The 13221-nt window shown below is 68.9% G+C and carries 14 protein-coding genes; 9 read left to right on the top strand and 5 right to left on the bottom strand.

Features of this window, described 5'->3' with window-relative positions; all coding sequences use genetic code 11:
* Positions 1–15 precede the first annotated feature (15 nt).
* The gene (locus AB4Y64_RS08695) at positions 16–1581 is read right to left on the bottom strand and encodes a protein adenylyltransferase SelO (protein WP_441816055.1); all 1566 of its coding nucleotides are present in this window, start codon (positions 1579–1581) and stop codon (positions 16–18) included.
* A gap of 170 nt (positions 1582–1751) precedes the next feature.
* Here AB4Y64_RS08695 and AB4Y64_RS08690 point away from each other — a divergent pair, with 170 nt between their 5' ends.
* The 5 genes from AB4Y64_RS08690 to AB4Y64_RS08670 all read left to right on the top strand — a co-directional run bounded on the left by AB4Y64_RS08690 (position 1752) and on the right by AB4Y64_RS08670 (position 7509).
* Positions 1752–1910: a hypothetical protein gene (locus AB4Y64_RS08690; RefSeq protein WP_441816054.1), complete on the top strand. Its 159-nt coding sequence runs from the start codon at positions 1752–1754 to the stop codon at positions 1908–1910.
* Positions 1911–2047: 137 nt separating this feature from the next.
* Positions 2048–3442 (top strand): amidohydrolase family protein, encoded by a 1395-nt coding sequence (locus AB4Y64_RS08685; RefSeq protein ID WP_441816053.1) that lies wholly within the window; start codon positions 2048–2050, stop codon positions 3440–3442.
* A gap of 154 nt (positions 3443–3596) precedes the next feature.
* On the top strand, positions 3597–5774 hold the full coding sequence (locus AB4Y64_RS08680) for a DEAD/DEAH box helicase (protein WP_441816052.1): 2178 nt from the start codon (positions 3597–3599) through the stop codon (positions 5772–5774).
* 33 nt (positions 5775–5807) lie between these two features.
* Positions 5808–6680, top strand: a complete 873-nt coding sequence (locus tag AB4Y64_RS08675; RefSeq protein ID WP_441816051.1) for an EamA family transporter — start codon at positions 5808–5810, stop codon at positions 6678–6680.
* Positions 6681–6741: 61 nt separating this feature from the next.
* Complete coding sequence (locus AB4Y64_RS08670; protein WP_441816050.1) at positions 6742–7509, top strand: type 1 glutamine amidotransferase; 768 nt, start codon at positions 6742–6744, stop codon at positions 7507–7509.
* A gap of 21 nt (positions 7510–7530) precedes the next feature.
* On the opposite strand, the gene AB4Y64_RS08665 is transcribed toward AB4Y64_RS08670, so the two are convergent.
* A complete protein-coding gene (locus AB4Y64_RS08665; protein ID WP_441816049.1) occupies positions 7531–8415 on the bottom strand; it encodes a pseudouridine synthase in 885 nt (294 codons plus the stop codon).
* Positions 8416–8530: 115 nt separating this feature from the next.
* Between AB4Y64_RS08665 and AB4Y64_RS08660 the strand changes: the two genes are divergently transcribed.
* Positions 8531–9094, top strand: a complete 564-nt coding sequence (locus tag AB4Y64_RS08660) for a YaeQ family protein (protein ID WP_441816048.1) — start codon at positions 8531–8533, stop codon at positions 9092–9094.
* Entirely contained in the window at positions 9091–10281 is a 1191-nt protein-coding gene (locus AB4Y64_RS08655) for an NAD(P)/FAD-dependent oxidoreductase (protein ID WP_441816047.1), read from the top strand. The genes AB4Y64_RS08660 and AB4Y64_RS08655 overlap by 4 nt, the downstream gene beginning before the upstream one ends.
* Before the next feature lie 15 nt (positions 10282–10296).
* On the opposite strand, the gene AB4Y64_RS08650 is transcribed toward AB4Y64_RS08655, so the two are convergent.
* The gene (locus AB4Y64_RS08650; protein WP_441816046.1) at positions 10297–10617 is read right to left on the bottom strand and encodes a hypothetical protein; all 321 of its coding nucleotides are present in this window, start codon (positions 10615–10617) and stop codon (positions 10297–10299) included.
* Between the two features lie 2 nt (positions 10618–10619).
* Positions 10620–11147, bottom strand: a complete 528-nt coding sequence (locus tag AB4Y64_RS08645; protein ID WP_441816045.1) for a phage baseplate assembly protein V — start codon at positions 11145–11147, stop codon at positions 10620–10622.
* Positions 11148–11309: 162 nt separating this feature from the next.
* Between AB4Y64_RS08645 and AB4Y64_RS08640 the strand changes: the two genes are divergently transcribed.
* Together AB4Y64_RS08640 and AB4Y64_RS08635 are read left to right on the top strand one after the other, a co-directional pair.
* Positions 11310–11747: an SRPBCC family protein gene (locus tag AB4Y64_RS08640; protein WP_441816044.1), complete on the top strand. Its 438-nt coding sequence runs from the start codon at positions 11310–11312 to the stop codon at positions 11745–11747.
* 17 nt (positions 11748–11764) lie between these two features.
* Positions 11765–12235, top strand: a complete 471-nt coding sequence (locus AB4Y64_RS08635) for an FKBP-type peptidyl-prolyl cis-trans isomerase (protein WP_441816330.1) — start codon at positions 11765–11767, stop codon at positions 12233–12235.
* Here AB4Y64_RS08635 and AB4Y64_RS08630 read toward each other — a convergent pair.
* Positions 12232–13221, bottom strand: coding sequence for an LLM class flavin-dependent oxidoreductase (locus AB4Y64_RS08630; RefSeq protein ID WP_441816043.1), 990 nt, complete (start codon positions 13219–13221; stop codon positions 12232–12234). The two genes, AB4Y64_RS08635 and AB4Y64_RS08630, sit on opposite strands and share 4 nt — an antisense overlap.

Here is a 13221-nt window from a genome sequence, read left to right as displayed (position 1 = left end):
GTGTGGAAGGTCGCGTTACGAACTGCACGAGAGCATCGAACAGCCGGCACGCTCGCGCGCCCAGTCGGGGCGGCGTCCGGCAAACGCTTCGCGCCCGGGCTGCTCGTCGTAGGGGTGGCGCATGACCTGGAGCAGTTCGGTGACGGCGGCGACGTCGCCCTGGCTGGCGCGGTCGATCGCCTGTTGCGCCAGGTAGTTGCGCAGGACGTAACGCGGGTTGGCGGCATTCATGCGTGAACGGCGCTCGCCTGCAGGCAGCACCTGGTCGCGCAAGCGGGCGGCGTAGCGCCCCAGCCACTCCCGCAACGCCGGCTCGGCGGTCTCGCGCCGGCCTTCGTCGTAGAAGGCCTCGCGCAGCGGCGCAGGGTCGGGTGTGTCGCCGTCGAGGTCCAGATCGGCGAGGCCGCGGAACATCAGCGTCATGTCGACCTCGGCCTGCGTCATCAGGTCCTGCAGCGATTGCATCAGGCCGATGTCCTCGTCGCGGCATTCGGCCAGGCCCAGCTTGCGCGCGGTGTTGTCGCGGTCGGCGGCGGTGAAGGTTTCGACGAAGCAGCGCAGGCCGTCCTGCAACGGCTCGACGCCATCGAACAGCAACGACAGCGACCCGGCCAGGCGGCCCAGGTTCCAGTACGCCACCTGCGGTTGCTGGCCGAAGCGGTAGCGGCGCTGGTGGCGGTCGGTGGTGTTGGGCGTCCAGCCGGGGTCGAAGTTGTCGACCCAGCCGTACGGGCCGTAGTCGATGGTCAGGCCGAGAATCGACATGTTGTCGGTGTTCATCACGCCGTGGACGAAACCGACCCGCATCCAGTGCGCGACCATCACCGCGGTGCGCTCGCATACCTGCGCGAACCACTGCGCGTGCAGCGCCTGGCCCTGACCGCGCAGCTCCGGGAAGTCGCGGCGGATGCAGAAGTTGACCAGCTGCTTCAACAACTCGACGTCGTCGCGCGACGCCGGCAGCTCGAAGTTGCCGAAGCGGATGAACGAGGGCGCGACGCGGCAGACGATGGCGCCCGGCTCCATCTCCGGGTGGCCGTCGTAGAACATGTCGCGCTCGACCCATTCGCCGGTGCCGACCAGGCTGAGCGCGCGCGTGGTCGGGACGCCCAGGTGATGCATGGCCTCGCTGCACAGGAACTCGCGGATCGAGGACCGCAGCACCGCGCGGCCGTCGGCGGTGCGCGAATAGGGGGTTGGGCCGGCGCCCTTGAGCTGCAGCTCCCAGCGTTCACCGGCCGCGTTGATGATCTCGCCCAGGCTGATGGCGCGGCCGTCGCCCAGCTGCCCGGCCCAGTTGCCGAACTGGTGTCCGCCGTAGTTGGCGGCGAACGGGTCCATGCCCGCGATCAGCGAATTGCCTGCAAACACCTGTGCGAACAGGGGCGAGGCGACTTCTGCTTCGCTGAAACCCAGGCGCCGGGCCATCTGCGGCGAATGCGCCAGCAACTGCGGCGCGGCCACCGGCGTCGGCGAAACGCGCGAGTACGCAGCGCCAAGGACCTGACGCACGCCGGGACCACTGTCGGGGTCGCCCGGGAGGTCGCGGACGAAGGCATTGTCGAAATCGAGGTTGAGCATGTTCACCGCGTCACTTTGGGCCGTTGTGCGAGGCCTGGCCAGCGCCGCAAGGCCTGATGTGCGGGCCGCGGAGGCCATTTCCAACGTTCGCCCGAGCCGCGGCAATGCGGCGTATACGGGCAATTTCGCCTCCATGCCCTACACTGGCGACCCGCATAACGAGATCGCCCATGGCAAAGCCCAACTATTCCTTCGAGAAGCGCCAGCGCGAAATCGCCAAAAAGAAGAAGCAGGACGAGAAGCAGGCCAAGAAGCAGCAGGCCCGTGACATCGCCAATCCGCCTTCCAACCCCGAACCCCCGGAAAGCGGGTCCGGCAACAAGTCCTGACGCGGACGAAGCTCCGGCCGGCCTGCCCCAGCGCGGCGCTGGCCAGACGAAAGCAGGACCCGGCCTGCCGTGACGCGCTCGCTCCGCACCGCTTATGCTGCGGCGAGCGAACGCACGCGCACCGGGGATCGACCGCAATGACCAGGACCACACGCCGCACTGCGGCGCTCACACTGCTGCTCCCCGGCCTGCTGGCTGCCACCGCGGCGACATCCGCCTTCGCCCAGTCCGCCACACCGCAGTGGACCGTGGTCCAGGCCGGCCACCTGCTCGACCGCCCCGGCCGGGCGCCGCGCGGCCCGAGCACGCTGCTGCTGCGCGATGGCCGCATCGAAGCGGTCCGCGACGGTCTCCTCGACGCTTCGGCGTTCACCAGTGTTCCCGCCACGGTCACCGTCATCGACCTGCGCGACCGCTACGTCCTGCCCGGCCTGATCGACAGCCATGTCCATCTCGTCTCGGACAAGGCCGGCGTGGAAGGCCAGCTCGATGGCGTGTCCAAGGGCGTGGCCGACCACGCCTACGAGGCCGCCGTGAACGCGCGCAAGACCCTCGCCGCCGGCTTCACCACGGTGCGCAACCTCGGCGACGAGGACGGCGTGACCCTGGCCCTGCGCGATGCCATTGCCGCCGGCAAGCTGCCCGGGCCGCGCATCATCGATGCCGGCAATGCGATCTCGACCACCGCCGGCCACATGGATCCGACCCTGGGTTTCCGCGACGAACTGCACGCGGCCATCGACGTGCACGGCAACACCTGCGACGGCGCCGAAGACTGCCGCCGCGCGGTGCGCCTGCAGGTCGGGCGCGGTGTCGACGTGATCAAGATCGCCACCACCGGCGGCGTCAACAGTCGCATCGGCGCAGGCCTGGGCCAGCAGATGTTCGATGACGAAGCCAAGGCAATCGTCGAAACCGCGCACCTGTACCACAAGAAGGTCGCCGTTCACGCCCATGGCGCCGACGGTATAGCCGTAGCGCTGCGCGCCGGCGCCGATTCGATCGAGCACGGCACGCTGCTCGACGATGCCGACATCGCCCTGTTCCGCAAGACCGGCGCCTATTACGTGCCCACGCTGTCGACGGTCAACGGCTACAAGGAGCGACTGGCGCGGAACCCGGAGGCCTATACCGGCGAGGTCCGCAGCAAGATCGAATGGCGCATCGGCATCACCGGCCAGGCGCTCGAACGTGCGGTGCCGGCCGGCGTCCGCATCGCCTTCGGCACCGATGCCGGCGTCAGCATGCACGGCCGCAATGCCGACGAGTTCGAACTGATGGTGGCCCACGGCATGACCGCCGCCAGCGCAATCCAGGCCGCCACCGTCAACGCCGCCGACCTGCTCGGGCTGGCCGACGAAGTCGGCAGCCTCGAGGCGGGCAAGCGCGCCGACCTGATCGCGGTGTCAGGCGACCCGCTCAGCGACGTGACGGTGCTCAAGCAGGTCCAGTTCGTGATGAAGGATGGCCGGGTGGAGAAGGACGTGCGGGGGCTGCAGGCCTCCGCCGCACCGGCATCGACGGCGCGCTGACCGCGCGCCTTCACTGCTTTCACCACAGGCGACCGTGTTGCCGCGCGGGGTCTGCGGGCCCCGGTAAATACGCTACACCCGGCCGACACACCACAGTCCGGTACACTAGGCGGTCTTCCGACCGGCGTTCGCCGGCGCTGCCGAGCCCTCCCCCATGAGCGCCGAAACGCCCAACACCCCCTCCACGGATCCTTCCGCCAGCTCTCCGGCAGAAGCCCCGTCCATCAAATTCTCCGACCTGGGCCTGCCCGAGCCGCTGATGCGCGCCCTGGCCGATGTCGGCTACGAGTCGCCCTCGCCGATTCAGGCGGCCACCATTCCGCCGCTGCTGGAAGGCCGCGACGTACTCGGCCAGGCCCAGACCGGCACCGGCAAGACCGCTGCGTTCGCGCTGCCGGTGCTGGCCCGCATCGACCCCAACCAGCGCGCGCCGCAGACGCTGGTGCTGGCGCCGACACGCGAGCTGGCGATCCAGGTCGCCGAGGCGTTCCAGAAGTACGCCCATCACCTGCCCAACTTCCAGGTCCTGCCGATCTACGGCGGCCAGAGCTATTACCCGCAGTTGCAGGCGCTCAAGCGCGGTGTGCAGGTGATCGTCGGCACGCCGGGCCGCGTCATCGACCACCTCGAGCGCGGTTCGCTCGACCTGTCGCAGCTGCGCTGCCTTGTCCTGGACGAAGCCGACGAGATGCTGCGCATGGGCTTCATCGACGATGTCGAAGCCGTGCTGAAGAAGACCCCGGAGACGCGCCAGGTCGCGCTGTTCTCGGCGACGATGCCGGCCCCGATCAAGCGCATCGCCCAGACCTATCTCAAGGACCCGGTCGAGATCGCGATCAAGTCCAAGACCTCCACCGCCGCCAACATCCGCCAGCGCTACTGGGCGGTCAGCGGCATGCACAAGCTCGATGCCATCACCCGCATCCTCGAGGCCGAGCCGTTCGACGCGATGATCGTGTTCGCCCGCACCAAGATGGCGACCGAGGAACTGGCCGAGAAGCTCGCCGCGCGCGGCATTGCCGCCGCCGCCATCAATGGCGACGTGGTCCAGGCGCAGCGCGAGAAGACCATCCAGAACCTCAAGGATGGCAAGATCGACGTGCTTGTCGCCACCGACGTCGCCGCCCGCGGCCTCGACGTCGAGCGCATCAGCCATGTGCTGAACTATGACATCCCGTACGACACCGAAAGCTACGTCCATCGCATTGGCCGCACCGGTCGCGCCGGCCGCAAGGGCGAGGCGATCCTGTTCGTCAGCCCGCGTGAGCGCGGCATGCTGCGTGCGATCGAACGCGCCACGCGCCAGCCGATCGAGCAGATGCAGCTGCCCACCGTGGAGACGGTGAACGAGCAGCGCGTCAACCGTTTCCTCGGCCGCATCACCACGGCGTTGGAAGCGTCCGACGTGAGCCAGTTCCGCGATCTGGTCGAGCGCTACGAGCGCGAGCAGAACGTGCCGGCGGTGGAGATTGCCGCCGCGCTGGCCAAGCTGGTGCAGGGCGACATGCCGCTGCTGCTGGACGTGACCGCCGAGCGTTTGCGCCCGCATGCACAGCCCTTCGAACGCCCCGAGCGTGGTGCGCGCGAGCATTCGCCGCGTGACCGTTTTGAGCGTGGCCCGCGTGACGGCCAGCGCGACCCGCGCCGCGAGCGCGATGCCGCGCCGCGACCGCCGCGCGAGTACCAGCCCCGAGAGAATCAGCCGCGCGAGAATCAGCCGCGCGAGAATCAGCCGCGCGACGATCGTCCCCGCCATGCCGACCGCCAGTTCACGCCGCCGGCTGCAGGTGAGCGTTCGTTCGAGCGTCCGGTGAATGCCGCCGAATCGATGTTCGATGACGAGGGCCCGGGCCAGCACCGTCATGAGCCGCGCGTGCAGGAGACGCGCGCGCACGAGCCGCGCGTGCACGAACCGCGTGGCGAGCGCGCCCCGGAAGTCGGCATGGAAACCTTCCGCATCGAAGTCGGCCACACCCATGGCGTCAAGCCGGGCAACATCGTCGGCGCGATCGCCAACGAAGCCGAGCTGGAAAGCCGCTTCATCGGCCGCATCGACATCCGCGACGACTTCAGCCTGATTGACCTGCCCGAAGGCATGCCGCGTGAGGTCATGGATCACCTCAAGCGCGTGCGCGTCGCCGGCCAGCAGCTGCGCATCAGCCGCGCCGACGAGGCCGACAGCCAAGGCGGCCAGCGTCCGCATGGCCGCTACGGCGATGCACCGCAGCGTGGATTCGATGACGACCGTCGCCCGCCCCCGCGCGGTCCGCGCCCGCCGCATGGCGGCAAGCCGCACGGCGCCGGTCCGCGCAAGCCGTTCAAGCCGCGCTGATCAAGCCGCGCTGACACCACACAGCGGTAGCCGATGCACCTGATCGTATTCAGCGCGCTGTGCAGCGTGCTCGTCGCAGTGGTCCTGAAGCTTGCGCCACGTTTTCGCCTGGACGTGGCGCAGCTGGTGACCTGGAATTACCTCGCCGCCACGGTTCTCAGCGCCTTGCTGCTGAAGCCGTCGCTGGCGAGCCTGTCGCATCCGGATGCGCCCTGGGCCGCCCTGCTCGGCCTGGCGGTCGTGCTGCCGTTGCTGTTCCTCGTGCTGGCCGCATCGGTGCGCAGCAACGGCATCGTCCGCACCGATGTCGCGCAGCGCCTGTCACTGCTGCTGTCGTTGTTGGCGGCCTTCACGCTGTTCGGCGAACGCGCCGATGGGATGCGGATGGCGGGCCTGGCGTTGGGCCTGCTGGCGGTGGCCGGCATCGTCGTCCGGCCGCGGCAGGACGGTGCCGTGGCTTCGCCGACGCGCCCGGGTATCGGCCTGCTGCTGGTGGTCTGGGTCGGCTTCGCCGTCGTCGACGTCATGCTCAAGCGCATCGCCCTGGCTGGCACGCCGTCGCTGGCTGCGTTGCAAGTGGCCTTCGCGATTGCGTTCGTGCTGATGCTGGGCTGGATCTCGATCCGGCACTGGCGCGCCGGGGTGCGCATCGAAGCGCGCAACATCGGCGCCGGATTGGTCCTCGGCCTGCTCAACTTCGGCAACATCGTCTTCTACGTCCGCGCCCACCAGGCCTTCCCGGACAATCCGTCGGTGGTATTCGCGGCCATGAACATCGGCGTCGTGGTGCTGGGCACGCTGGTCGGCGTGTTCGCCTTCGGCGAGAAGACCAGCGTCTGGAACCGCGCCGCGATCGTGCTGGCCGTCGTCGCCATTGCCGTGATCGCCGCCGCACCACGGGCCTGACGCTACCGTCCGGCGCGCCGGATTTGGCATAGTCGGGTTGTCGACCCGCCCTGCCCGCGCCATGCCCCGCCTGCTCGTCTTCCAGCACGTCGCCGCCGAACCGCTCGGCACCCTGGACCCGCTGATCCGCAAGCGCGGGCATCGCATCCGCTTCGCCAATTTCGAGCGCCAGCCAGATTTCCAGCCGAACGTGGACCGTTATCGCGGCCTGATCGTGCTCGGCGGGCCGATGAACGTCGAGGACCAGGCGCAGCGCCCGCACCTGCGGACCGAACTGCTGGCGATCGAACGCATGCTCGAACAGGGCAAGCCGGTGCTGGGGATCTGCCTGGGCGCGCAGTTGCTGGCGCACGTGCTGGGCGCGCCGGTGCGTCGCCACCATCAGGCCGAGATCGGCTGGTACCGGTTGCAGACCACCGCGGCCGGTCGCGCCGACCCGGTGCTGTCGCCGCTGGGCGATGCGGCGCCGGTGTTCCAGTGGCACCGCTACAGTTTCGATGTGCCGCGCGAAGCCGAGCATCTGGCGCGCACCGAGGGCTGCGAGCAGCAGGCGTTCCGCTATGGCGACAACGCCTACGGCTTCCAGTTTCATCTGGAAATGGACGAGCGGCTGATCGAGCGCTGGCTGGCCAACCCGGCTTACCGCGACGAGTTGGCGGAACTCGTCGGCATGGATCCGGCGCAGGCCAGCGAGGAGATGATCCGGCAGAAGACGCGCGAGCACATCGCGACGATGCAGGGCCAGGCGGACAACGTGTTCAACCGGTTCCTTGACCTGGTCGGGACGCCTCAGCGGCGGATGACGTTGCCGTCGCGGGAATGGACGTGAAAGCCCCTCGAAGGGAACTGCTCACAATTCGAGTCTGCTCTCGAATCGCCGCTCCTGGCCACTTAGCGGATCGACGAACTGCAGCGTGCGCGCCAGCAGCTTCAGTGGCTGTTTGTAGTCGTCAGCCACCGGTTCGCCGCACTCCGGATACAACGGGTCGTTGAGAATCGGCGCACCCAATGCGGCCATGTGCACGCGCAGCTGGTGCTTGCGTCCCGTGACCGGTTCCAGCCCGTAGCGCCAGATGCCGTCGCCGCGCTCGATCACCTCGATGCGCGTCTCGCTGTTTGCCGCAGCCGCGCCTTCGCGCATCCGGAAGAACGGCTCGCCGCGTTCCAGGTGCGACCGGCGCACCAGCGGAAACGCGAGGCCAGGCAGGCCGGGCGCCAGCGCCTCGTAGCGCTTGTTGATCCTGCGTTGCGGGAACAGCGCCTGGTACTGCGCGCGCGTGGCCGCATTCGCCGAGAAAAGCACCAGGCCGGCAGTGCCACGGTCAATCCGGTGCAGCGGCGCCAGATCCGGATTGCCCAGGCGCAGCACCAGCCGCGCCAGCAGCGTCTGCGCCACGTGCCTGCCTGACGGCGTCACCGGCAGGAAATGCGGTTTGTCGGCGATGACCAGGTGCTCGTCGGCATGCAGGACGACTTCCGTGAACGGAATCTCCGCTTCGCTTTCGACTTCGCGGTAGTAGGTGAGCTCGGCACCGACACGGTAAGCGGCATCCACCGCCAGCGCCTGCCCTTCGGCGTCGCGAACCAGGCCGCGCTCGATCCGGTCCAGCCAGCGCGCGCGCCCCACCGCCGGGAATCGCGCGCACAGGCCCTCCAGCACCGTCGGCCAGGGCCCCGGTGGAAGCTGCCAGCGACTCGCGGCCACGCCTTGGCGATGGGGTTGGAGCGGTTTCACGCCGCCATTGTCCCCCGGAACGGCCGCCCTGCAGTCGCAATGGCGCTGAGAACGGCACGCACCCCCCGCAGCGCCTAGAATGCGCGCTGTTTTCTGCCCCGACCGGATGTACCCCATGGCGCTCAAGGCCACCGTGGTAAAGGCCGAGCTGCAAGTCAGCGACCTCGACCGCCATCACTACGCTACCTACAACCTCACCCTCGCCCAGCATCCGTCGGAGACGGAGCAGCGGCTGATGGTGCGACTGCTCGCCTACGCCCTGTTCGCCGAGGAGCGCCTGGAGTTCGGCCGCGGCCTGAGCAGCGAAGACGACCCGGACATGTGGCGGCGCGACTACACCGGCGAGATCGAGCAATGGATCGACCTGGGCCATCCCGACGAGTCGCGCATCCGCAAGGCCTGCGGTCGTGCCCGCCAGGTGGTGGTGGTGAACTACGGCGGCCGTGCCTCGGACGTGTGGTGGGACAAGAACAGCTACGCGCTCAAGCGCCTGCGCAACCTCACCGTGATCGACATTGGCGCCGATATCGTCGAGGCCCTGGCCGGCGTGCAACAGCGCGGCATGCGCGTGAACGTGCTGATCCAGGACGGCGAAGTGCAGTGGCTGGGCGAAGGCCATTCCTTCACCTTCCGTCCGTTGACCCGCATGGCATCCGACGAGGAAGCCGCGCGGGCATGACCGGGCACTACGACGTCGCGATTGTTGGCGGCGGCGCAGCCGGACTGATGTGCGCGCTGACCGCCGGCCAGCGCGGCAAGCGCGTGCTGGTGGTCGACCACGCCAATCGCGTCGGCAAGAAGATCCTGATGTCGGGCGGCGGCCGCTGCAATTTCACCAACACCGGCACGACCCCGGCCAATTTCCTCTCGGCCAATCCGCACTTCTGCAAGTCGGCGCTGGCGCGGTACACGCCGTGGCATTTCATCGAAATGGTCGAACGCCACCGCATCGCCTACCACGAGAAGGAACTGGGCCAGCTGTTCTGCGACATCTCCTCCAAGCTGATCGTGAAGATGCTGGTGGACGAATGCCATGCCGCGGGCGTGCGCATCGAAACCAGCTGCAGCATCGAGCGGGTCAGCCACGGCGACGGCGAGGGCGCCAGCTTCCGCCTGCACACCAGCCACGGCGCGTTCGCCGCGCCGGCGCTGGTGGTGGCCAGCGGCGGCCTGTCGATCCCGTCGATGGGCGCCAGCGGGTTCGGTTACGAACTGGCCCGCCAGTTCGGCCATGCCGTGCTGCCCACGCGCGCCGGCCTGGTGCCGCTCACGCTCAGCGGCAAGCACCAGGAGCGGCTGGCGGACCTCAGCGGCGTCGCGCTGCCGGTGACCGCCCACTGCAACGGCCAGTCCTTCAGCAATTTCATGCTGGTCACCCATCGCGGCATCAGTGGACCGTCGATCCTGCAGGTCTCCTCGTACTGGCAGCCCGGCGACGACCTGCGCCTGGACCTGCTGCCGGGACGCGATGCCCTCGAGGCATTGCAGCAATGGCAGCACGAACGCCCGGCCGCCGAGCTCAAGACCGTGCTCGGCGAAGTCATGCCCAAACGCTTCGCACAGCGTCTGTGCGAGTTCTGGTTGCCGAACAAACCGATCAAGCAGTTCAACGCGCCGCAGTTGCGCGAGATCGCCGAGGTGCTGTCGCGCTGGCCGCTGGTCGCCAGCGGCAGCGAGGGCTATCGCACCGCCGAAGTCACGCTCGGTGGCGTCGACACCGATGAGCTGTCGTCCAGCACGATGCAATCGCGGCGCGTGCCAGGTCTGTATTTCATCGGCGAAGTGGTCGACGTTACCGGCTGGCTGGGCGGCTACAACTTCCAGTGGGCCTGGGCCAGCGGGCACGCAGCGGGCATGGCGGTCTGACAGACCCTGGGTGGGCTAGAGCGCGGTAACGCGCATCTGGCATTCCATCACCACCATCGCCGCGCCGTTGGGCACGCACATCGACGGACTGGTATCGAGCACCAGCGCGCGGCCGCCGGCGAACACGCGGGTACTGCCCTGCAGCCACTGGCCGCCGGTGCAGCGCAAGGCGTCTGCCGGCGACGGCAGGTTGCAGTGGGCAATGGTGTAGGGAGCCGCGACTGTCACCACCGGCCGGCCAGATACAGTGACGCGCGAATAGGGGGCCGTCGGCGTGGCCGGACCACCGTGCGAGCAGGCCACGCTTGCGCCCAGATGCAGGATTGCTCCGCCCATGGCTAGACCACCGTCAGTGCGCCGTCGTTGATGGTGACCATCGAGCCGGCCAGGACAATGCTGGCGCCGCGGCCGTTGCTGATGGTGATGCCGGCTTCGTTGACCGCGATGGTGGCGCCGGACTGCGCGCGCAGCAGGACACCGCCGTCGGGACCGGGCAGGTCCGACACCAGCACCGCGTTCTGGCCGGGCGTCTGCATCAGCAGCGCCGCCACGCCCTGCCCGGCCTGGGCCATCGGCGGCAGTTCACCGGCGTCGACCCAGTAGCCGCCAACCCAGATCGGCAACTCGGGGTCGCCCTGCTCGAACTCCACCCACACCGGCGCACCGATCGACGGCAGCAGGAACAGACCGCTCTGGTGGCCGGCAACGGGCACGCATGGCATCGCCCAGCGCGAGCCGCCGGCATCGAAGACCTTCGGGACCTGCACCAGCACGCGACCGAGCTGCAGTGGATCGATGTTGTCCACGACCACGCCACGGTGTTTGCCGTAGTGCCGGAGGAGTGCGGGCTTGCTCTGGTGGGGCATTCGACTGGTTCCTGGGACACGGGCTTGCGTGAACGTCCGGCTCCCCCCGTGAGACCACAACGTGAACGGGCCTGCCGGCAGGCCAGCGCCCCGGCCGCAGCGACCGTCGCGATGCACGACGGGATGCTCGACAATGACCGCAATTCCTCCCAGGAGCCGGCGATGAGTGCTGTCGTGGTCCGCGTGTCCCGCCATTTCGATGCTGCGCCCGGACGCGTGTTCGACGCCTGGCTCGACCCGTCCAGCGCCGGCCGCTGGCTGTTCGCGACCGAAGACGGGCAGATGCAGAGAGTCCAGATCGAACCCCGGGTGGGCGGTGGCTATGCCATCGTCGAGCGCCGCGGAGACGTCGACGCGGGGCACTTCGGCCAGTATCTGCAGATCGACCGGCCGCACCGCCTGGTCTTCACGCTTGGCATGGTGGAAGACGGCAGCGGCGGCGATCGCATTGCCGTCGAGATCGTCGACGAGGGCAAGGGCAGCCTGCTGAGCCTGAGCCACGAGATGGCCGCGGAGAATGCGCAGTACGCCGAGCGGGTCGATTCGGGCTGGAAGATGGTCCTGGACGGCCTTGCCGATTGCCTGGCAGGGAGCGCCTGATGCGTATCGTCACGCGCATGGGCGCCCGCATTGCCACGCTGTTCGCCGCCGCGCTGCTCGCCGCCTGCGCCGACCCCGGCCCGCCGCCGGGTGGCACCATCGCCCGCTTCGAGACCATCGACCAGCGGGTCGGCACCGGCGCGGTCGCCACGCCCGGACAGGACGTGGTCGTCCACTACACCGGTTGGAACTACGAACAGAAGGCAGCCGACGGCCGCGGCAGCAAGTTCGACAGTTCGCGCGACCGCAATGAGCCCTTCACGTTCCTGCTCGGCGCCGGGCGCGTGATCCGCGGCTGGGATGAAGGCGTGGCCGGCATGCGCGTGGGCGGCCGTCGCCTGCTGATGATTCCGCCGACCTACGGCTATGGCAGCGCCGGCGCGGGCGGGGTCATCCCGCCCAACGGTTCACTGGTATTCGAGGTCGAACTTCTCGACGTGCGCGCGCACCGCAGCCCGGCACCGCGACCCTGGGCGGCACGCCCCTAGGCGAGCGCATCGCGCGCAGCGGCGGCAATCTCGAACGAGCGCAGGCGCGCGGCGTGATCGAAGACGTTGGCGGTGATCATCAGCTCGTCCGGGCGATGGCGCTCGATGAAGGCGGCGATGCCGTCGCGGACCGTGTTGTCGTCGCCCACCACGGCGCACGCCAGCGCCTGCTCGACGCCGCTCTTCTCCAGCGGCGTCCAGAACGATTCGATGTCGTCGATCGGTGGCGGGATCAGGCCCGGCTTGCCGCGGCGCAGATTGACGAAGGCCTGTTGCTGGGTGGTGAACAGCCGTCGCGCCAGCGCATCGGTTTGCGCACCCACCACGTTCAGCGCCAGCATGGCGTAGGGCTGCTGCAGCCGCCTGGAGGGCTTGAACTCGCGCCGGTACGAGGCCAGCGCCATGTCCATCGCATCGGGTGCGAAATGCGAGGCGAACGCGAACGGCAGGCCGAGCTGCGCGGCCAGGCGGGCCGAGAACAGGCTCGAACCGAGCAGCCACACCGGCACCTCCACGCCCGCGCCGGGCACGGCGCGCACCGCCTGCGCCGGCTGCGCCGGCTCGAAGTAGTGCAGCAGTTCGACCACGTCCTGGGCGAACATGTCGGCGCCTTCGAAATAACGGCGCAGGGCATGTGCGGTGGCGTGATCGGTGCCGGGGGCGCGGCCCAGGCCCAGATCGATGCGCCCCGGATACAGCGAAGCCAGCGTGCCGAACTGCTCGGCCACCTGCAGCGGCGCATGGTTGGGCAGCATGACCCCGCCAGCGCCGACGCGGATCGATTGCGTGCCGCAGGCGACATGGCCGATCAGCACCGCCGTGGCGGCGCTGGCGATGCCGGGCATGTTGTGGTGTTCGGCCAGCCAGAAGCGCTGGTAGCCCAGGCGTTCGGCGAGGCGAGCCAGGTCGAGGCTGTTGGCGAATGCCTGCGTGGCGTCGCTGCCTTCGGTGATCGGCGCCAGGTCGAGGACGGAGAACGGGATCAT

The organism is Lysobacter sp. TAF61 (genome assembly GCF_052113485.1).
Classification (GTDB): Bacteria; Pseudomonadota; Gammaproteobacteria; order Xanthomonadales; family Xanthomonadaceae; genus Lysobacter_J.
Note: the sequence above shows the minus strand (reverse complement) of the source record. Positions and strands in the feature narration are given on the sequence as shown.

Coding starts and splice junctions, on each gene's coding strand:
- AB4Y64_RS08630 (WP_441816043.1), bottom strand. CDS start 13,221: ATGATCCCGTTCTCCGTCCTCGACCTGGCGCCGATCACCGAAGGCAGC.
- AB4Y64_RS08695 (WP_441816055.1), bottom strand. CDS start 1,581: ATGCTCAACCTCGATTTCGACAATGCCTTCGTCCGCGACCTCCCGGGC.
- AB4Y64_RS08690 (WP_441816054.1), top strand. CDS start 1,752: ATGGCAAAGCCCAACTATTCCTTCGAGAAGCGCCAGCGCGAAATCGCC.
- AB4Y64_RS08660 (WP_441816048.1), top strand. CDS start 8,531: ATGGCGCTCAAGGCCACCGTGGTAAAGGCCGAGCTGCAAGTCAGCGAC.
- AB4Y64_RS08645 (WP_441816045.1), bottom strand. CDS start 11,147: ATGCCCCACCAGAGCAAGCCCGCACTCCTCCGGCACTACGGCAAACAC.
- AB4Y64_RS08670 (WP_441816050.1), top strand. CDS start 6,742: ATGCCCCGCCTGCTCGTCTTCCAGCACGTCGCCGCCGAACCGCTCGGC.
- AB4Y64_RS08685 (WP_441816053.1), top strand. CDS start 2,048: ATGACCAGGACCACACGCCGCACTGCGGCGCTCACACTGCTGCTCCCC.
- AB4Y64_RS08680 (WP_441816052.1), top strand. CDS start 3,597: ATGAGCGCCGAAACGCCCAACACCCCCTCCACGGATCCTTCCGCCAGC.
- AB4Y64_RS08650 (WP_441816046.1), bottom strand. CDS start 10,617: ATGGGCGGAGCAATCCTGCATCTGGGCGCAAGCGTGGCCTGCTCGCAC.
- AB4Y64_RS08640 (WP_441816044.1), top strand. CDS start 11,310: ATGAGTGCTGTCGTGGTCCGCGTGTCCCGCCATTTCGATGCTGCGCCC.
- AB4Y64_RS08655 (WP_441816047.1), top strand. CDS start 9,091: ATGACCGGGCACTACGACGTCGCGATTGTTGGCGGCGGCGCAGCCGGA.
- AB4Y64_RS08675 (WP_441816051.1), top strand. CDS start 5,808: ATGCACCTGATCGTATTCAGCGCGCTGTGCAGCGTGCTCGTCGCAGTG.
- AB4Y64_RS08635 (WP_441816330.1), top strand. CDS start 11,765: ATGGGCGCCCGCATTGCCACGCTGTTCGCCGCCGCGCTGCTCGCCGCC.